This is a genomic window from Pseudomonas sp. 58 R 3 (assembly GCF_900006605.1).
In the GTDB taxonomy this organism is placed as follows: domain Bacteria; phylum Pseudomonadota; class Gammaproteobacteria; order Pseudomonadales; family Pseudomonadaceae; genus Aquipseudomonas; species Aquipseudomonas salomonii.
Window position 1 is genome coordinate 285,490 of record NZ_CVTT01000038.1, and the last position, 18,711, is coordinate 304,200.

22 protein-coding genes are annotated in these 18,711 nt (G+C 59.6%); 14 read left to right on the plus strand and 8 right to left on the minus strand.

What is annotated here, in order from left to right:
• Positions 1 to 126: 126 nt before the first annotated feature.
• The 7 genes from BFP92_RS07040 to recX all read left to right on the plus strand — a co-directional run bounded on the left by BFP92_RS07040 (position 127) and on the right by recX (position 4,326).
• Positions 127 to 324, plus strand: a complete 198-nt coding sequence (locus BFP92_RS07040) for a hypothetical protein (protein ID WP_056857599.1) — start codon at positions 127 to 129, stop codon at positions 322 to 324.
• Positions 325 to 401: 77 nt separating this feature from the next.
• The gene (locus BFP92_RS30220) at positions 402 to 593 is read left to right on the plus strand and encodes a Com family DNA-binding transcriptional regulator (RefSeq protein WP_074854400.1); all 192 of its coding nucleotides are present in this window, start codon (positions 402 to 404) and stop codon (positions 591 to 593) included.
• Between the two features lie 132 nt (positions 594 to 725).
• Positions 726 to 1,487: an N-acetylmuramoyl-L-alanine amidase gene (locus tag BFP92_RS07045; protein WP_065928926.1), complete on the plus strand. Its 762-nt coding sequence runs from the start codon at positions 726 to 728 to the stop codon at positions 1,485 to 1,487.
• Between the two features lie 54 nt (positions 1,488 to 1,541).
• Complete coding sequence (locus BFP92_RS07050) at positions 1,542 to 2,099, plus strand: glycoside hydrolase family 19 protein (RefSeq protein ID WP_065928927.1); 558 nt, start codon at positions 1,542 to 1,544, stop codon at positions 2,097 to 2,099.
• A gap of 108 nt (positions 2,100 to 2,207) precedes the next feature.
• The gene (locus BFP92_RS07055) at positions 2,208 to 2,708 is read left to right on the plus strand and encodes a CinA family protein (RefSeq protein ID WP_065928928.1); all 501 of its coding nucleotides are present in this window, start codon (positions 2,208 to 2,210) and stop codon (positions 2,706 to 2,708) included.
• An 83-nt stretch (positions 2,709 to 2,791) separates the two neighbouring features.
• Positions 2,792 to 3,850 carry a recombinase RecA gene (gene recA, locus BFP92_RS07060; protein WP_048720087.1) on the plus strand — a complete coding sequence of 353 codons (1,059 nt, stop codon included), beginning with the start codon at positions 2,792 to 2,794 and terminating at the stop codon, positions 3,848 to 3,850.
• A gap of 8 nt (positions 3,851 to 3,858) precedes the next feature.
• Complete coding sequence (gene recX / locus BFP92_RS07065) at positions 3,859 to 4,326, plus strand: recombination regulator RecX (RefSeq protein WP_034118389.1); 468 nt, start codon at positions 3,859 to 3,861, stop codon at positions 4,324 to 4,326.
• A gap of 203 nt (positions 4,327 to 4,529) precedes the next feature.
• Here the strand turns inward: recX and BFP92_RS07070 are convergent, their stop codons facing one another.
• Together BFP92_RS07070 and BFP92_RS07075 are read right to left on the minus strand one after the other, a co-directional pair.
• Entirely contained in the window at positions 4,530 to 5,642 is a 1,113-nt protein-coding gene (locus BFP92_RS07070; RefSeq protein WP_065928929.1) for an LOG family protein, read from the minus strand.
• 379 nt (positions 5,643 to 6,021) lie between these two features.
• On the minus strand, positions 6,022 to 6,462 hold the full coding sequence (locus BFP92_RS07075; RefSeq protein WP_065928930.1) for a PA3611 family quorum-sensing-regulated virulence factor: 441 nt from the start codon (positions 6,460 to 6,462) through the stop codon (positions 6,022 to 6,024).
• A 178-nt stretch (positions 6,463 to 6,640) separates the two neighbouring features.
• On the opposite strand from BFP92_RS07075, the gene BFP92_RS07080 reads away from it, so the two are divergent.
• From BFP92_RS07080 to BFP92_RS07090, 3 genes are all read left to right on the plus strand, one after another.
• Positions 6,641 to 7,360, plus strand: coding sequence for a tRNA-uridine aminocarboxypropyltransferase (locus tag BFP92_RS07080; protein WP_065928931.1), 720 nt, complete (start codon positions 6,641 to 6,643; stop codon positions 7,358 to 7,360).
• A 252-nt stretch (positions 7,361 to 7,612) separates the two neighbouring features.
• Positions 7,613 to 8,263 (plus strand): response regulator transcription factor ErdR, encoded by a 651-nt coding sequence (erdR, locus tag BFP92_RS07085; protein WP_065928932.1) that lies wholly within the window; start codon positions 7,613 to 7,615, stop codon positions 8,261 to 8,263.
• Between the two features lie 75 nt (positions 8,264 to 8,338).
• Positions 8,339 to 8,701 carry a diacylglycerol kinase gene (locus BFP92_RS07090; protein ID WP_017137081.1) on the plus strand — a complete coding sequence of 121 codons (363 nt, stop codon included), beginning with the start codon at positions 8,339 to 8,341 and terminating at the stop codon, positions 8,699 to 8,701.
• A 3-nt stretch (positions 8,702 to 8,704) separates the two neighbouring features.
• Here BFP92_RS07090 and BFP92_RS07095 read toward each other — a convergent pair whose 3' ends face one another.
• Complete coding sequence (locus BFP92_RS07095) at positions 8,705 to 9,631, minus strand: LysR family transcriptional regulator (protein WP_065928933.1); 927 nt, start codon at positions 9,629 to 9,631, stop codon at positions 8,705 to 8,707.
• A gap of 124 nt (positions 9,632 to 9,755) precedes the next feature.
• On the opposite strand from BFP92_RS07095, the gene fpr reads away from it, so the two are divergent.
• Positions 9,756 to 10,535, plus strand: a complete 780-nt coding sequence (gene fpr / locus BFP92_RS07100; RefSeq protein ID WP_003189055.1) for a ferredoxin-NADP reductase — start codon at positions 9,756 to 9,758, stop codon at positions 10,533 to 10,535.
• A gap of 66 nt (positions 10,536 to 10,601) precedes the next feature.
• On the opposite strand, the gene tsaA is transcribed toward fpr, so the two are convergent.
• The 5 genes from tsaA to rimO form a co-directional block, all read right to left on the minus strand.
• Complete coding sequence (gene tsaA, locus BFP92_RS07105; protein ID WP_065928934.1) at positions 10,602 to 11,297, minus strand: tRNA (N6-threonylcarbamoyladenosine(37)-N6)-methyltransferase TrmO; 696 nt, start codon at positions 11,295 to 11,297, stop codon at positions 10,602 to 10,604.
• A 3-nt stretch (positions 11,298 to 11,300) separates the two neighbouring features.
• Positions 11,301 to 11,762 carry a YehS family protein gene (locus BFP92_RS07110; RefSeq protein WP_056857589.1) on the minus strand — a complete coding sequence of 154 codons (462 nt, stop codon included), beginning with the start codon at positions 11,760 to 11,762 and terminating at the stop codon, positions 11,301 to 11,303.
• A 69-nt stretch (positions 11,763 to 11,831) separates the two neighbouring features.
• Positions 11,832 to 12,542 carry an rRNA pseudouridine synthase gene (locus BFP92_RS07115; protein ID WP_065928935.1) on the minus strand — a complete coding sequence of 237 codons (711 nt, stop codon included), beginning with the start codon at positions 12,540 to 12,542 and terminating at the stop codon, positions 11,832 to 11,834.
• A gap of 205 nt (positions 12,543 to 12,747) precedes the next feature.
• Positions 12,748 to 13,215, minus strand: coding sequence for a GNAT family N-acetyltransferase (locus BFP92_RS07120; protein ID WP_065928936.1), 468 nt, complete (start codon positions 13,213 to 13,215; stop codon positions 12,748 to 12,750).
• A gap of 158 nt (positions 13,216 to 13,373) precedes the next feature.
• Entirely contained in the window at positions 13,374 to 14,702 is a 1,329-nt protein-coding gene (gene rimO, locus BFP92_RS07125; RefSeq protein ID WP_170875830.1) for a 30S ribosomal protein S12 methylthiotransferase RimO, read from the minus strand.
• A gap of 301 nt (positions 14,703 to 15,003) precedes the next feature.
• On the opposite strand from rimO, the gene BFP92_RS07130 reads away from it, so the two are divergent.
• From BFP92_RS07130 to BFP92_RS07140, 3 genes are all read left to right on the plus strand, one after another.
• On the plus strand, positions 15,004 to 16,905 hold the full coding sequence (locus BFP92_RS07130; protein WP_056857580.1) for a potassium transporter Kup: 1,902 nt from the start codon (positions 15,004 to 15,006) through the stop codon (positions 16,903 to 16,905).
• Between the two features lie 127 nt (positions 16,906 to 17,032).
• Positions 17,033 to 18,139: an NADH:flavin oxidoreductase/NADH oxidase gene (locus BFP92_RS07135; protein WP_065928937.1), complete on the plus strand. Its 1,107-nt coding sequence runs from the start codon at positions 17,033 to 17,035 to the stop codon at positions 18,137 to 18,139.
• Positions 18,140 to 18,474: 335 nt separating this feature from the next.
• Positions 18,475 to 18,660 (plus strand): hypothetical protein, encoded by a 186-nt coding sequence (locus tag BFP92_RS07140; RefSeq protein ID WP_065928938.1) that lies wholly within the window; start codon positions 18,475 to 18,477, stop codon positions 18,658 to 18,660.
• The last annotated feature ends 51 nt before the right edge of the window (positions 18,661 to 18,711 follow it).

Genomic DNA, 18,711 nt, shown 5'->3' on the forward strand with positions numbered 1-18,711 from the left:
CCAGGCCTCGCCATTGAACGGGGACGTTTGCCTTAAGCCGTTCGTCCGTTGATTGGCACTGACCATGACCTGCCAGCCTCCCATGTTCAAGCGCGGATATCCCGAGCATAAAGAAGGAGAGTCAGCATGGACATCGATAAGAATGCGCCAGGCAATATTTCTCAGCAGGAAGTCACACGCGGCACTGATAACGAGACAGGGCATGACCCAAGGCGTGATGAGGACAAGATCCCGCTGCCGCCTGACGACGATGCACCTCTCGAAGAGGATATGTCGGATGTGGACGCCGCTGATTCAGTAGCGAGCGAGCATCCTGACAACTGAGTAAAATCAGCTAACAAACCCGGCGATTGTGTCGGGTTTTTTATTGCCCACGGAAAGGGTAATTCAGCAAAAGGAATTTGCAGGTGTTGAAAGAATTCAGATGCGGTAACTGCAAAAGACTTCTCGCCCGCACGGGTGGGTTTACAGAGCTCCAGATCAAATGTTCCCGATGCGGGACGTTGAGTCATGTGAAACCCGCGAGCCTCGAGCAATCGCCTTTGAGCGACATGAAAGCGGAATCTTCCGCGACAAGTCATTCGACTCCATAGGTGAATACACATGAGCACTATATTGAACTTCATCGTCTCTGAGAGCGGCAGGTCGCAGCATTTGCGTGCGGTTAATTCAAGGCGCGTGTGCTGCGTAATAGCTAAAGGATGGATAGGAAAAAGGGAGGCTCTATGTTTACGATTGACTACAACACTTATCGCACGCTTAAACCTTACGGCAAACGTGTACGTTTCCTGGTGTTGCACTACACCGCGTTGGACTTTTCTGGCTCGGTCAAATCGCTGACCACCGGGGCTGCAAGTGCGCATTATCTGATCCCGGATCCAATCGATCCGAGCTACATTGCGGCGGGCTTCAAAGGGCAGAAGATTTTCAGTCTGGTGGCGGAAGAGGACCGTGCGTGGCACGCAGGTGTCAGCCAGTGGGCCGGTCGTTCAGGGTTGAACGACACCTCTATCGGTATCGAGATTGTTAACCAGGCCACGGATGTCGACGGCGTTTTCACGTTCCCTGACTACCAGGCTTCGCAAATCAGAGCCCTCAAGCAATTGGCGAGGAACATCCTGCAACGTTACCCGGACATGTCGCCGAAAAACGTGGTAGGCCATTCCGATATTGCGGTCGGTCGCAAATCAGACCCCGGCCCCAAGCTTCCCTGGAAAGACCTTGCGCAGGCAGGTATCGGCGCCTGGTACGAGGATTCAGTCAAAGACAAATACCTCCAGCAATTCAGTGGCGAAATTCCTGAGCGTGACCAAGTGGTTCAGGCGTTTTCCCGCTATGGCTATGGCATTGAAACGCCCATTTCTGATGGTTTTTTCAGTGCGCTGGTACGGGCTTTTCAACTGCACTTTCGGCCTGAAAACCCTGATGGAGTGCTGGATTGCGAAACCTGCGCGATCTTGTATGCACTGAATGAAAAATACGCCTGAGTTCGTGCGGCACTCAAAGCTCGATCTTCATTTCGAAGCGCCGAGGAGGGCAACATGGTCCTGTCCGAGCAACAGTTAGTTAAAGTCTTACCACGCTCACGGCTTAAAGCCGGCGTTTTCATTTCTGCGTTAAACGCCGCCATGTCACACCACCAAATCATCACACCTGAGCGCATGGCCGCATTTCTTGCCCAAATCGGCCACGAATCCGGCCAGTTGCTCTATGTGCGAGAACTGGGCAGCGATCAATACCTGAGCAAATACGACACCGGCACCCTGGCGGCGCGTTTGGGCAACACCCCCGAGGCCGACGGCGATGGCCAGAAGTACCGGGGCAGGGGGCTTATCCAGATCACGGGGCTGCGCAATTACCTCGCCTGCAGCCAAGCGTTGTTTGGCGACGACCGTCTGTTGCAGCAACCGCAACTGCTGGAGCGGCCGCAATGGGCGTGTGAGTCCGCTGCCTGGTTCTGGCAGAGCAATGGTTTGAATGAACTCGCCGACAAAGACCAGTTCACCACCGTTACCCGGCGCATCAATGGCGGGCTGAACGGGCTGGACGAGCGTTTGCAACTATGGGCACGGGCGAAGGCGGTGCTGGGCGTTTCCTGAGGTGGCGTGCGCGTCGTCGGCCGTTAGCGTCTTGATGCACTCTGTAACTTGCATGGCCGATAGGCTCCTGTAGGGTAGGCAAACCCCCGCCCATTCCTGGAGACGACCGTGAAGGAAATCACTCAACTGGCCGCTGATCTGGGTCGCCGTTTGCAGGTGCTCAATGCCCACGTCACCACTGCCGAGTCGTGCACCGGTGGCGGTATCGCCGAAGCCATCACGCGTATTCCGGGCAGTTCGGCGTGGTTTGAGGCCGGGTATGTCACTTACTCCAACCGGCAGAAGACCCGCCAGCTGGGCGTGCCGGAGGCGTTGTTCGCCAAGGTCGGCGCCGTCAGCCAGGAAGTGGTGGAAGCGATGGTGCGCGGTGCGCAGGAAAAAAGCCTGTCGCGCTTTGCCGTGGCGGTCAGCGGTGTCGCGGGGCCGGATGGCGGTTCGCCGGACAAACCGGTGGGCACCGTATGGCTGGCGTTCGGCGTGGGCGACGAGGTGACGGCCGAGCTGGCGCACTTCCCCGGTAACCGCGACGAGGTCCGCCGACAAACGGTAAAGGCCGCGCTGGAGGGCTTGTTGCGACGAGCTGCAGCAGAAATCGAAAATCAGGGGTAGGCGATCCCGGATCTTTGTGGAACAATACTGTCTACTTATACAGGTGTTGGCCGTCAGGCCTTATTGATTACGTGAGGACTTTAATGGACGACAACAAGAAGAAAGCCTTGGCTGCGGCCCTGGGTCAGATCGAACGTCAATTCGGCAAGGGTGCCGTAATGCGTATGGGCGATCACGACCGTCAGGCGATCCCGGCTATTTCCACTGGCTCTCTGGGTCTTGACATCGCACTCGGCATTGGCGGCCTGCCAAAAGGCCGTATCGTTGAAATCTACGGCCCTGAATCTTCCGGTAAAACCACCCTGACCCTGTCGGTGATTGCTCAGGCGCAAAAAATGGGCGCCACCTGTGCGTTCGTCGACGCCGAGCACGCCCTGGACCCTGAATACGCCGGCAAGCTGGGCGTCAACGTTGACGACCTGCTGGTTTCCCAGCCGGACACCGGTGAGCAAGCCCTGGAAATCACCGACATGCTGGTGCGCTCCAACGCCATCGACGTGATCGTGGTCGACTCCGTGGCTGCCCTGGTACCGAAAGCTGAAATCGAAGGCGAAATGGGCGACATGCACGTGGGCCTGCAAGCCCGTCTGATGTCCCAGGCGCTGCGTAAAATCACCGGTAACATCAAGAACGCCAACTGCCTGGTGATCTTCATCAACCAGATCCGCATGAAGATCGGCGTGATGTTCGGCAGCCCGGAAACCACCACCGGTGGTAACGCGCTGAAGTTCTATGCTTCGGTCCGTCTGGATATCCGCCGTACCGGCGCGGTGAAGGAAGGTGATGAGGTGGTGGGTAGCGAAACCCGCGTTAAAGTCGTGAAGAACAAGGTGGCTCCGCCGTTCCGTCAGGCAGAGTTCCAGATTCTCTACGGCAAGGGTATCTACCTGAACGGCGAGATGATCGACCTGGGCGTACTGCACGGTTTCGTCGAGAAGTCCGGTGCCTGGTATGCCTACAACGGCAGCAAGATCGGTCAGGGCAAGGCCAACTCGGCCAAGTTCCTGGCGGACAACCCGGATATCGCTGCCACGCTTGAGAAGCAGATTCGCGACAAGCTGCTGACCCCAGCGCCGGACGTGAAAGCTGCTGCCAACCGCGAGCCGGTTGAAGAAGTGGAAGAAGCTGACACTGATATCTGAAGCAAACGATGACTGTGGTACTGGATACACTCGTCGCCGTTCGGCGCACCGCGATGGACCTGCTCGCTCGCCGCGAGCATGGTCGAGTCGAGCTGACGCGTAAACTGCGTCAGCGCGGTGCAGAGCCCGAGATGATCGAAACAGCCCTGGACCGTTTGACGGAAGAAGGGCTGCTTTCCGAAGCCCGTTACCTTGAAAGCTTTGTCTCCTACCGCGCGCGCTCCGGCTACGGCCCAGCGCGAATTCGTGAAGAGCTGAGCCAGCGTGGCCTGCAACGTGCCGATATCGACCTTGCCCTGCGTGAGTGCGGTATCAGTTGGCAGTCGCAGTTGGAAGATACCTGGCGGCGCAAGTTTGCCGGCCATTTGCCGATTGATGCCAGGGAGCGTGCAAAGCAAGGTCGCTTCCTGAGTTATCGCGGGTTTTCGATGGACATGATCAGTCGGTTGCTCAGCGGCCGAGACATGGACGATTAAGTCTTCAGGCTGGTAAAAATCTGAATGTGGGAGCTGGCTTGCCTGCGATAGCAGTGGGTCAGCAACCTATAAGCTAGCTTGCAAACCGCTATCGCAGGCGAGCCAGCTCCCACATCGGATTGTGTTGGCTGCTGAGATGCCAGATCTCGGTAAAACAAAAGGCCCACTACGACAGTAGTGGGCCTTTTTTTTTGCCTAAAAAATCACGCCGGCTCCGGCGCCACCCGCTGCTGCGTCTTCCCCTGAGCCTGGGCCCAGTTCTCCGGCAAATTGATGTAGTCCACCAATTCCCGCAGGCGGCCCTGATCACGGCCATTGAAGTTGAACACCAGGCGGGTCAAATGGCTGAACCTGGGCTCATCGTGTTCCTCGCCAGTGTAAGCAAGCTGTTGAAACTCACCACTCAGGCGCAGGCTGGCGAACTCTGTCTGCAAGTGGGCCAAGGCCCGTTCACTGAGCCGGTGGTTCATGCGCACCACAAACTCACGCTTCAACCAACGGGTGGAGTGGAAGTTGGCATAGAACTGGTTGATTTCCGCCACCGCTTCTTCAGCGCTGTAGACCAGGCGAACCAGCTTGAGGTCGGTGGGCAGGATATAGCGATTGGCCTCGAGCTGGTTGCGGATAAAGTCCAGCGCGCCTTGCCAGAAACCGCCACCGGGGGCATCCAGCAGCACCACCGGCACCAGCGGGCTCTTGCCGGTCTGGATCAGGGTCAGGACTTCCAGCGCTTCATCCAGGGTGCCGAAACCGCCTGGGCACAGCACCAGCGCGTCGGCTTCCTTGACGAAGAACAGCTTGCGAGTGAAGAAAAAGTGGAAAGACAGCAGGTTGTCAGTGCCATCAATGGTCGGGTTGGCGTGCTGTTCAAAGGGCAGCGTGATGTTGAAACCCAGGCTGTGCTCCAGGCCAGCCCCTTCGTGGGCGGCAGCCATGATGCCGCCGCCGCCGCCGGTGATCACCATCAGGTCCGATTGTGCCAGCAGTGCCCCGACTTCCCGGGCCAGGGCGTATAACGGGCTTTCGAGCGGCGTGCGTGCCGAGCCGAATACGGTCACCTTACGGCGGCCCTTGAACTGTTCCAGTACGCGGAAGGCATTCTCCAACTCGCGGATCGCCTGCAAGGTGATTTTGGCGTTCCAGCGGTTGCGGTCGTCCTGCGCCATGCGCAGCACGGTGAGGATCATGTCGCGATAAAGAGGGATGTTCGGGCTGTTGGGAGCGACCAGCTGGAGTTGTGCGTCGACCTGCTGGGTGAGGTCAGCGCCGTTTGCTTCAAAATGACGGAGCAGGCGGTCATTCGGTTCGTAAGGCATTCAACTTCTCCTTCTTCACAGAACCTGGGCCATCGGCGAGAGATTCGTCCGCGGCCACGACACTGCATGTGTCGCTGCACGCCCTTGGCGTTGCACGGTGTTCGCCAGGCGGCAAAACGGGCTCTGTATGTTCCTTGTGATTTGGAAACCTTTGCACTGCAAGTCGCAGGAGGGCAACCCTCTTTTGCCCTGAGAATGTTACAGAACGGCGTGAAAAACGCAGTAGATGGGCTGCCGGGATGGCTTGATGATGAGCCGAAAAACCCATGGCTGGCAACCGCTTATTGGTCACTCATCACGCAGTTTAGTCGTTGCCGGGCAAATGCAGCGGGGGAGGTGTGCGCCACCGGACAGTCGCGCACAGAGATCGAGCAGCGGTTTACTTTTTCTTCTTGGCGGCCGCCGGTGCCGGGCAATCGGCTTCCACAAACTTGACCGATGCTACCGGGCGGTTGGTCTTGTTCTCGGTGATTTCATAACGCATCACGGCGCCCTTGGCCATCAGCTCGCGATAGCCTTTGTTCAGGCATACGCTCTGACCCAGCTGGAAATACACAGCCTTGGGGTTGGCGCGCATCTGTTCGGCACGGTCAGGTAGCACACTGAGGTGATCAATCAGTTGCATGCCTTCAACGGTGTAGGCCACTTCCAGGGTCTTTGCGTCGATTTCCCGAGGCAGGTCTTTGTTGCTCTCGGCCGCGACGCTTTGCAGCTTCCTGTTCATTTGGGCCTCCAGCAACGACGCCGCGTGGGCGCCCAGGGGCAGGACCAGCGCAAGGGCGACGGATGGGGCAACAAGGCGCAGCATGGAACGCAGCATGAAACTCTCCTGATTCGGTTACTGGTGCATAGACCAGCCACTGCGCTGTGCGTTCAGTGGCGCGCAATTATAGGGGACCGCTTGCCACTACAGCCAGGCGTATCGCTGGTAAACTGCGGCCACTTAGTCTTGTTCGAGTTTTTTCTGTGTCGATTGACCTCTGCTCGCGGTGCGCCCGATGAGCCACGCCGTCTCCCGCTTGCGTACCCAGCGCCTGGCGCGCGCCGTCCGGCCGTTTCTCAACCGGGGTTCGCGTGCCGAACGTTGCCCCGGTTGCCGGGTGATTCCCGAGTACTGCCTGTGCGCCTGGCGCCCGACAGTGCAGGCCCGCTCGGCCATGTGCCTGTTGATGCATGACGTGGAACCGATGAAGCCCAGCAACACCGGCTGGCTGATCGCCGATGTGATCGACGACACCACCGCGTTCGCCTGGTCACGCACAGAAGTGGCCCCTGAGTTGCTGAGCTTGTTAGCCGACCCGCAATGGCAACCGTATATCGTGTTTCCGGGCGAATTCGTGGTGCCTGAGCGAGTGTGCAGTGAGGTGAGGGTGCAAGACGGCAAACGCCCGCTGTTCATTCTGCTGGATGGCACCTGGAGCGAGGCGCGCAAGATGTTCCGCAAAAGCCCATACCTGGAACACTTGCCGGTGTTGAGCCTGGCGCCTGAGCAACTGTCACGCTACAAGCTGCGCCGGTCCAAGCGCGATGATCATTTCTGTACCGCCGAAGTGGCCGCGCTGTGCCTGGAACTGGCCGGCGACGCAGCGGCCAGTGAAGTGCTGGACGCCTACCTCGATGTGTTCAGCACGCATTACCTGGCCGCTAAATTCCAATTGCCGGTCGACCCTGCGGACAGCGTGCACACGCGACTTGCGCCTTATATCCCCGCGGTATAACCAGACGACGTTTGCATGATGGCACCGCAAACCCGCAACCGGCTAAAATGCCCACGGGCGTAGTGCTTGACCCCCTAGGCTACGCTGGGCATGCTGGGCGCCGATTGGGGCGTAACCGTGACTTTTCAGTATCGTTTCAGGTGTTTTTGATGCTGAGTGTGCCCTGTGGCGATGGCTGCCTGGCTGTTGCCTTGTGTACTGGCGAACCCTGAACCCATCAGGGCTCCCATAAAAAACAGGATCATTTAATCAATGGCCACATACGAAATCCTGATAGCCGATGACCATCCGCTGTTTCGCAGTGCGCTGCATCAGGCCGTTACCTTGGGCCTTGGCCCTGACGTGAACCTGGTCGAAGTGGCCAGCATTGCCGAACTGGAAACCCGCCTCAACGAAAAGTCCGACTGGGACCTGGTGCTGCTCGACCTGAACATGCCGGGTGCCTACGGTTTCTCGGGGCTGGTGCTGTTGCGCGGGCAGTACCCGCAGATCCCGGTAGTCATGGTCTCGGCCCAGGAAGACGCCGATGTGGTGGTGCGCTCCAAGGAGTTTGGTGCCAGCGGGTTCATTCCCAAGTCGAGCGCCATGGAAGATATCCAGAACGCCGTGCGCAAGGTGCTGGACGGCGATGTGTCGTGGCCGCCGCAAGCGTTTGAAGAAATCAACGTGTCCGACGAAGCCAAAGCCGCCCGTGATGGCCTTGCCAGCCTGACGCCTCAGCAATTTCGGGTGTTGACCATGGTCTGCGAAGGCTTGTTGAACAAGCAGATTGCCTATGAGTTGAGTGTGTCGGAAGCGACCATCAAGGCCCACGTGACGGCGATCTTCCGCAAGCTCGGCGTGCGCACTCGCACTCAGGCGGCGCTGCTCCTGCAACAACTTGAGTCAATTTCGCAGCATTAAGCTGTGCCCGATTCACGCTTTTTTGACTTTGCGTGATCTAGTTTCCCCACTTCTTTGGTTCAGTTGCCTACATCTATGTCGCCTTTCAAGGGTCAAACCGGTATCAAACGTATCTTCAACGCAGGTGGCTATTCCCTGGATGGCCTGCGCGCAGCATTCACCGGCGAGGCGGCATTCCGTCAGTTGGTGTTGCTTAACGTGATCCTGATCCCGTTGAGCTTCTTCCTGCACGTCAGTCGGGTCGAGCGCGCCTTGCTCATCGCGGTCTGCTTGCTGGCCTTGATCGTTGAGTTGCTCAACTCGGCAGTGGAAGCGGCCATCGACCGGATTTCCCTCGACCGCCACCCGCTGTCGAAAAACGCCAAGGACATGGGCAGCGCCGCGCAATTCGTAGCGCTGACCATGATCACCCTGGTGTGGGCCGTGATCCTGATCTAAGCCTCAGGCAATGTTTGGCAGCACGATCTCGTCGCTGCGCTGAACCCCGGCGGTGAAGGCGCGGCACAGTTCCAGAAACTCGCGCATCGCCGAGGTCTGGTACTTCTGTTTATGCCAGATGAAATAAAACTGCCGGGCCAGGTCCAGGTCCGGGGTTTCCACCGGCACCAAACTGCCACGCCGGAACGCATCGCGTAGCGCCAGCCGGGAAATACAGCCAATTCCCAACCCTGACTCCACTGCACGCTTGATCGCCTCGGTGTGTTCCAGCTCCAGGCGGATATTCAGCGCGCTGCGGTGATGGCGCATGGCCTGGTCAAAGGTCAGGCGCGTGCCCGAGCCCTGTTCGCGCAGGATCCATGCTTCATGGGTCAGCTCTTCCATGGTCGCCACACCGCGCTTGGCCAAGGGATGCTGCGGCGCACAGAACACCACCAGCTCATCCTCGACCCAGGTTTGTACCTCGATGTCCGGGTGGCTGCAGTCACCTTCGATTAGACCCAGGTCAATTTCGTAATGCGCCACTTGGTGCACGATATTGGCAGTATTCTGCACATGCAGCTTCACCTGGCTCTCAGGGTGCTGCTGCATGAAGCTGCCGATCAGCAGGGTCGCCAGGTAGTTGCCGATGGTCAGGGTGGCGCCGACCGCCAGGGAGCCAAAGCCGGACTTGCCGTTGAGCAGGTCTTCGATCTCCTTGGCCTGGTCGAGCAGGGCCACGGCCTGGGGCAATAGCTGATGGCCGAGGGCGTTGAGGCTCAGGCGTTTGCCCGCGCGGTCGAATAATTGGCAGCTGGATTGACGCTCCAGCTCGGTGATCGAGGTGCTGGCGGCGGATTGAGATAAGGCCAGAAGGCCAGCAGCGCGTGAGACGCTTTCCTGCTGGGCGACGGCGACGAAGACTTGCAGTTGACGTAGAGTAAATCGCATATCGATATAACCGATAACCCTTATCTTAATAATCCAGTTAACAGATATTGTCGCCGCCATTAGAATGCTGTGCAATTGCGCATCTCATCGTTGGCGCAGACCCATTTCCAGGAGTTCCCCGTACATGAGCAACATGAACCACGAACGTGTCCTCAGTGTTCATCACTGGAACGACACGCTGTTCAGCTTCAAGTGCACCCGCGATCCGGGCCTGCGCTTCGAGAACGGTCAGTTCGTGATGATCGGCCTGCAACAGCCCAACGGCCGCCCACTCATGCGCGCGTACTCCATTGCCAGCCCGAACTGGGAAGAGCATCTGGAGTTCTTCAGCATCAAGGTGCCCGATGGCCCGCTGACTTCCCAATTGCAGCACTTGAAGGAAGGCGACGAGATCATCATCAGCAAAAAACCGACAGGCACCCTGGTGCTTGACGATTTGAAGCCGGGCAAACATCTGTACCTGCTCAGCACCGGTACCGGTCTGGCGCCGTTCATGAGCGTGATCCAGGACCCGGAAACCTACGAGCGCTTCGAAAAAGTGATCCTGTGCCACGGCGTGCGTTACGTCAACGAAGTCGCTTACCGCGAATTCATCACCGAGCACCTGCCGCAGAACGAATTCTTCGGCGAGGCGCTGCGTGACAAGTTGATCTACTACCCGACCGTGACCCGCGAGCCGTTCGAAAACGAAGGCCGCCTGACTGACCTGATGCGCAGCGGCAAGCTGTTCAGCGACATCGGCCTGCCGCCGATCAACCCCGAGGACGACCGCGCCATGCTGTGCGGCAGCCCGAGCATGTTGGACGAGACCAGCGAAGTGCTGAACAGCTTCGGCCTGAAAGTTTCGCCACGCATGCGCGAGCCGGGTGATTATTTGATCGAGCGTGCGTTCGTCGAGAAGTAAACACTGCTCAAAAAAATGTGGGAGCCGGCTTGTGTGAGAGCTGGCTCCCACAGTTGTTTTCGGCGTTTACCTGGCGGGAATCACTTCAAGCACACAAATCATGCCCGCCTCTGGATAGTGCCAGCGCACATCCACATCCCAGAACTGCGCGCCGTATTCACGCTCAGGCCCTGGCGTCTGATACGCCGGCCGTGGGTCCTGGGCCAAACACTGCTCGATCAACGCCACCAGCGGCTCCTCAAGGCGCTGCGCATGGCCTTGCGCCTGCAACAGGGCGGCCTTCAGCCACTGCACGGCAATCAGTTGCGGCGCACTGCTGGCGATGCTGTTGGTAGCGGTGTCGATGATGTCGGCATAGGGCACATACGGCTTGATATCCAACACCGGCGTGCCATCGAGCAAATCGATCCCGGACACCCACAAGCGGCCTGGCTCGACCTTGTCCAGCTTCACCACCGACTGGCCAATACCATTGGGCCGGTGTGTAGCGCGAGTGGCAAACACACCCATTGAGGCGTTGCCGCCCAGGCGCGGCGGCCGCACTTTGAGGCGCGGCTTGTCTTCCAGGGCCTGGTGGAACAAAAACAGCAGCCACACGTGGCTGACCTGCTCCAGGCCCTGCACCGCCTCGCCCTGGTCGAACGGCGCCACCAGCTCCAGCACGCCACGGGCGGCCGGCGCCAACTGCGGCTGGCGCGGGATGGCGAACTTCTCCTTGAAGCAGGAGCGCACGAAGCCGACAGGCGAGACCGAGTAGCTCATGGCTTACGCACGAACCCGCAGAGTCAGGCCCTTGAGGAAATTGCGCAGCAACTGGTCGCCACAGGTGCGGTAGTTGGTGTGGCCGAACTTGCGGAACAGCGCGCTCAGCTCAGGCTTGGACACCGGGAACTCAGCCGCCTTGAGGATGGCGTGCATGTCGTCTTCCTTGAGTTCGAAGGCCACGCGCAGCTTCTTGAGGATGATGTTGTTGGTCACCGGAGTTTCGATCGGCTGCGGCGGACGGCTGTCGTCCTTGCCACGCTTGAAGATCACCAGGCCATCAAGGAAGTGCGCCATGACGTCGTCCGGGCAGAACACAAAACCTTCTTCCTCGTCTTTCTTGAGGTAGGTCAGCAGGTCTTCCTTGGTGACGTCCATGCCGCCGAGCTTGATGATCTCGACCATCTTGTTGTCGCTGATGTCGAGCATGTAGCGCACGCTGCGCAATACGTCGTTGTGAATCATGGTGGGCAATCCTGGTATTCAACTGAGGGCACCGCGCAAAGTTGCCGGTGCCGGGAAAAGGGGAGCGGCTTAGAACTTTTCTTTGCCGGACAGGTAACGCCATTGGCCGACCGGCACTTTGCCGATGGACACGCCGCCAATGCGGATGCGACGGATGGCGATGACTTTCAGGCCGACCGCCTCGCAAAACAGGGCAATTACGCCCGGCTGCGGGTTTTTCAGCGCAAAGCGCAGGCGGTTTTCGTTCTGCCAGCTGGCTTTGACGGCCGGCAGCTCTTTGCCTTTGTAGGTCAGGCCGTGGTTCAGGCGGTTGAGGCCATGGGCAACCATGTCGCCCTCGACCTCCACCACGTATTCCTGCTCGATCTTGGCGGCATCGGCGGTCAACTTGCGCAGAATCTTCCAGTCCTGGGTAAACACCAGCAGGCCGCTGGCCTTGGCCTGCAGGTCGGCACTGGCGGTCAGGCGCAGGAAATGGCCCTTGAGCGGGCGCTTGCTGAAACGGTGCTCTTCGGACAGCGACTCGGCGCTGATCGAGGCCATCGCCGTTTCCACATCCACGCCCACCGGGGCGTGCAGCAGGATGGTTACCGGTTCCGGCACAGTGGCTTTAGCCTCTGGGTCCAGCTCGACCTTCTGGGTGGTGACCTTGAATTGCGGTTCGTCGATCACTTCACCGTCCACCGAGACCCAGCCGCCTTCGATAAACAGCTCAGCCTCCCGACGGGAGCAACCGACCAGTTCGATAAGGCGTTTGGAGAGGCGTATGGGGTCAGTCATGACAAGGGCCGTAGCAAAAGGGGGCGGCTATTGTACCTGTGTGGGCGCGGTTAATCCCGGACCCATTTCAGCACGGTGGCTTTATTGGTTGGTACACGGTTCAAAATGTGGGAGCGGGCTTGCTCGCGAAAGCGGTGTGTCAGTCAACAGACAGGTTGAATGTGCTACTGCCTTCGCGAGCAAGCCCGCTCCCACATTGGCGCTGTCAGCCACTGCGCCGTTGCTGTTGGCGCAAGCGCATATGCAGCAGCGGGTACGGCTGGCCAAGGCCATCATGCTCGGCACGTCCGATCACCTCGAAACCCTGCTTGAAGTAAAACCCCAGGGCCTGCGGGTTTTGCTCATTAACGTCCAGCGCATCGGCATTCAGGTGCTCGATCGCATAACCCAGCAGTTGCCGACCCAAGCCCTGGCCACGGTATTGCGGGTCGATAAACAGCATCTCGACCTTGCCCGCCGCCACCCCGGCAAACCCGGTGATGCGCTGGCGCGCGTCCTTGGTGCAGATCAGCATCACCGCGTCCAGGTAGCGCGTCAGCACCAGCTCTTTGAGCACTACGATGTAGCTGTCCGGCAAAAAATCATGGGTCGCCCGCACGGAGTCTTCCCAGATTTGCGCCAATTGCGCGTAGTCGCTGGTTTTAGGTGTGTGGATAACCGAATGCTGACGCATGCCCGCTGCCCCTTGCCGATGATCGGTGCTGATGGGCAAACGATAGACCTAAAAAAGCCCCCCATCTTGTTCAGACACGAGGCTTTTTGAATTTTTCACGCCGATCGTTCCCACGCTCTGCGTGGGAATGCCTCGCCGGACGCTTTGCGTTCGCAGAGCTAGTCGCGCTTTTCAGCCCACAGGTCGTACTCGTCGGCATCCGTCACGGTACACCAGACCTTGTCACCCGGCTTCAAGCCGCTGGCATCGTCGATAAACACGTTACCGTCGATTTCCGGCGCGTCGAAGAAGCAACGGCCCACTGCGCCTTGCTCGTCGACTTCGTCGATCAGCACTTCGATTTCCTTGCCGATGCGCAGTTGCAGGCGCGCCGAGCTGATGGCCTGCTGGTGTGCCATGAAACGCTCCCAACGCTCCTGCTTGACGTCGTCCGGCACGATGGCCGCATCCAGCAGGTTGGCCGGCGCGCCTTCGACCGGCGAGTACTGGAAGCAACCGACGCGATCCAACTGCGCTTCGGTCAGCCAGTCCAGCAGGTACTGGAAGTCTTCTTCGGTTTCGCCAGGGAAGCCGACGATAAAGGTCGAACGGATGATCAGCTCCGGGCAGATCTCGCGCCAGTTCTTGATGCGCGCCAGGGTCTTGTCTTCAAAGGCCGGGCGTTTCATGGCCTTGAGGACTTTCGGGCTGGCGTGCTGGAACGGGATGTCCAGGTACGGCAGGATCTTGCCGGCGGCCATCAACGGGATCAGTTCGTCGACGTGCGGGTACGGGTAAACATAGTGCAGGCGCACCCATACGCCCAGGCTGCTCAAGGCTTCGCACAGTTCGGTCATGCGGGTTTTGACCGGCGCGCCGTTCCAGAAACCGGTGCGGTATTTCACGTCGACGCCATAGGCGCTGGTGTCCTGGGAGATCACCAACAGCTCTTTAACGCCGGATTTGACCAGGCGCTGGGCCTCGTCGAGTACATCGCCCACCGGGCGGCTGACCAGCTTGCCGCGCATCGACGGGATGATGCAGAAGCTGCAGCTGTGGTTGCAGCCTTCGGAAATCTTCAGATACGCGTAGTGACGCGGCGTCAGCTTGATGCCTTGCGGCGGCACCAGGTCGATCAGCGGGTTGTGGTCCTGACGCGGCGGCACCACCTGGTGAACGGCATTGACCACCTGCTCGTACTGCTGCGGGCCGGTCACGGCCAGCACGCTTGGGTGCACGTTGCGGATATTGCCTTCTTCCACGCCCATGCAGCCGGTGACGATGACCTTGCCGTTTTCCTTGATGGCTTCGCCGATCACTTCCAGGGACTCAGCCTTGGCCGAGTCGATGAAGCCGCAGGTGTTGACCACCACCACGTCGGCGTCCTGATAGGTGGACACAACGTCATAGCCTTCCATACGCAGTTGCGTAAGGATGCGCTCGGAGTCGACCAGAGCCTTCGGGCAACCCAGGGATACAAAGCCGACCTTGGGGTTGGCTTTTGCGATGGTGGTGGACATGTCTAACCTCGGTATTGAATGACGCCGCCAGTCGGGCACGACACGGCGGTAGACGGGCGCTTGGTGCGCCTCTGATCAAAAAGTGCGCAATTCTATCGACGGGCAGCGCGCTTGACCAGCTTTATACGGGGAAATGCGACGAGTGCTGCGCTATGCTTCGCGCCGTTGCACACGGGTGAAAGCCCGGGGTCAATAAAACGTCTGTTACGAGAAGTAAAACAGCGCATGCTAGGGTCAGCTTAGGCGCGTTGTTTATAAAAGACCTCAGGTCAAAGGGCAGGAGTGGTTGATGGGTCAGGCAAATAGTCAGGCGGCAGGTGCCGAGCATTCCAATGCAAAGCCGATTGGCATGCTGGTGGCGGCGGTCGGGGTGGTTTACGGCGATATCGGTACCAGCCCGCTCTATACCCTTAAAGAAGTGTTTACCGGTGGTTACGGTGTGCAGGTCAACCATGATGGCGTGCTGGGTATCCTGGCGCTGATCTTCTGGTCGCTGATTTGGGTCGTATCGATCAAATACATGCTGTTCGTGCTGCGCGCCGACAACCAGGGCGAGGGCGGCATCATGGCGCTGACGGCACTGGCACGGCGGGCGGCAGGCACGCGCAAGCGCCTGCGCAGTTTTTTGGTGGTATGCGGGCTGTGCGGTGCGGCGCTGTTCTATGGCGACAGCATGATCACCCCGGCGATTTCGGTGTTGTCGGCCATTGAAGGCCTGGAATTGGCGTTCGATGGCCTGGAAAAATGGGTCGTGCCGATTGCACTGGTGGTGCTGGTGGCGCTGTTCCTGATCCAGAAACACGGCACCGACCGCATCGGCAAGCTGTTCGGGCCGGTGATGGTCACCTGGTTCCTGGTGCTGGGCGGCCTTGGGATCTATGGCATCACCTTGCACCCTGAAGTGCTCAGCGCGATGAACCCGATGTGGGCCGTGCGGTTCTTCGAGGCCCACCCAGGCATTGGCGTGGCGATCCTCGGCGCCGTGGTGCTGGCACTGACCGGCGCCGAGGCGCTGTATGCCGACATGGGCCACTTCGGCCGCAAACCCATTGCCCGCGCCTGGTTCATCCTGGTGTTGCCGGCGCTGGTGCTTAATTATTTCGGCCAGGGCGCCATGCTGCTCGGCGACCCGGAAGCCGCGCGCAACCCGTTCTACCTGCTGGCGCCGAGCTGGGCGCTGATCCCGCTGGTGGTGTTGTCCACCCTGGCCACGGTGATTGCCTCCCAGGCGGTGATTTCCGGCGCGTTCTCGTTGACGCGTCAAGCGATCCAGCTGGGTTACATCCCACGCATGCACATCCAGCACACCTCCAGCGCCGAGCAGGGCCAGATCTACATCGGTGCGGTGAACTGGTCGCTGATGGTTGGTGTGATCCTGCTGGTGCTTGGCTTCGAGTCTTCCAACGCACTGGCCTCGGCCTACGGCGTGGCGGTGACCGGGACCATGCTGATGACCACTATCCTGGTGTCGGCAGTCATGCTGCTGCTATGGAAGTGGCCACCGATCCTGGCGGTGCCGGTGCTGGTCTGCTGCCTGTTGGTGGACGGCCTGTATTTTGCCGCCAACGTGCCGAAGATCATCCAGGGCGGCGCCTTCCCGGTGCTCGCGGGGATTGTGCTGTTCGTGCTGATGACCACCTGGAAGCGCGGCAAGCAGTTGCTGGTCGAGCGCCTCGACGAAGGCGGCCTGCCGTTGCCGATCTTTATCAGCAGCATCCGCGTGCAGCCGCCTCACCGCGTGCAGGGTACGGCGGTGTTTCTCACCGCGCGGCCGGACGCCGTGCCCCACGCGCTGTTGCACAACCTGCTGCATAACCAGGTGTTGCACGAGCAGGTGGTGCTGTTGACGGTGGTCTACGAGGACATTCCTCGCGTGCCGGTCACACGGCGTTTCGAGGTCGATGCCTACGGCGAAGGCTTCTTCCGGGTCATCCTGCATTTCGGGTTTGCCGACGAGCCGGACGTGCCCGAAGCCCTGAAGCTGTGCCATCTGGACGAACTGGACTTCAGCCCGATGCGCACCACCTACTTCCTCAGCCGCGAAACCGTGATCGCCTCGCGCATCAAAGGCATGGCGCGCTGGCGCGAAGCGTTGTTTGCATTCATGTTGAAAAACGCCAACGGCAACCTGCGCTTCTTCAAACTCCCGGTAAACCGGGTGATCGAGCTGGGCACCCAGGTCGAGATGTAATCTCTTGCAACACGGGAGCCGGCCCTCGGCTCCCGCTTTCCTTTCTGAACCCTGTGCAATCCAGCGTTGTCGACTAGGCTCTAAGCACTGTTTGAATAGTGCCCACAGAACCCAGAAGAGGTGCGCCATGAGTCAGCTGCTCGAACCCTACACCCTCCGTCAATTGACCCTGCTTAACCGCATCGCCGTCTCGCCGATGTGCCAATACTCGTCCGACGATGGTCTGGCCAATGACTGGCACCTGGTGCACCTGGGCAGCCGCGCCGTCGGTGGCGCCGGGCTGATTTTTACCGAAGCCACCGCCGTCACCGCCGATGGCCGCATCACCGCCCAGGACCTGGGCCTGTGGAACGACGCGCAGATCGAACCGCTGCAACGCATCACGCGCTTTATTGCCGCCCAAGGCGCGGTGGCGGGCATCCAGCTGGCGCATGCCGGGCGCAAGGCCAGCACCCACCGGCCGTGGATCGGCAAGCACGGCAGCGTCAAGCCGGAAGACGGCGGCTGGGTGCCGGTGGGGCCCTCGCCGATTGCCTTTGACCCGAACCACACGCAACCCAAGCCACTCGATGAAGGGCAGATACAGCAGGTGATTGCCGATTTTGTCGCCGCCGCCAAGCGTGCGCTGACCGCCGGTTTCGAAGTGGTGGAAATCCACGCCGCTCACGGTTACCTGTTGCATCAATTCCTTTCGCCGATCAGCAACCAGCGTCAGGACCACTACGGCGGCTCGTTTGAAAACCGTATCCGCCTGGTGCTCGAAGTGACCAAAGCCGTGCGCGCCGTCTGGCCCCAGGAGCTGCCGCTGTTTGTGCGGGTGTCGGCCACCGATTGGGTCGAAGACGGCTGGAACCCCGATGAAACCGTGGAGCTGGCGCGCCGCCTCAAAGACCTGGGCGTGGACCTGATCGACGTGTCCTCCGGTGGCACCGCCGCGAACGCCGAGATTCCCACCGGCCCCGGCTACCAGACGCGGTTTGCCGAGCGCGTGCGCAAAGAGTCGGGTATCGCCACCGGCACGGTGGGCATGATCACTGAACCGGCCCAGGCCGAACATATCCTGCGCACCTGCCAGGCCGACATCATCTTCCTCGCCCGTGAGCTGTTGCGTGACCCTTACTGGCCGCTGCATGCCGACGATGACCTGGGCGGGCGCAAAGCCATCTGGCCTGCGCAGTACCAGCGGGCGACCCACCGTGATCAGCCGATTCATGAGTCTGACCTGAGGGATTGAACCCGCGCAGCGTTCCACAAACCCACCCAATTCGGTGGGTTTTTTGTTACCCACGTTTAACGCAAGCCTGACCCGCAGCCGTATGCGCAAGAGCCTCACGATATCCACCTTTAGCCGCCGCTGCGTGAGAAAGGGTTGTAGGTATTTGTTACCGAAGTAATTTTTTAAGTGAATACTCTAAAAAAATCCCACACGTCACCAGATTGTTTCTACGCTTAAGGTAAGTGTGATTTCTGGCCCAGGGAGTCAGGCTGTTTGCCCTTGAAGCCACTGCGCTTCATGAGCGTTGGGAATGGGCACCAGGAGTAATTGACTGATATCAGGAGTAACGGTCCATGACCAAGTCTTATGGCGTAGCGGGTGCGGTGGCGTCTTTTTTGGGTCGCCGGATGTCCTTGCGGGGGCGAAGGTTGAGTTCGGATGAGGTGGAGTTGCTGGCGCAGTATCGCGCCCTGACCGAAAACGATCAGGTGGCGATGCGCTACTTGATCGGCGCAATGAAGAGCGTGTCGCGGTTTTAACCGGCATAAGCGCGTTCCCACGCTCGCGTGGGAACGCTCTGTTGGCGCGTT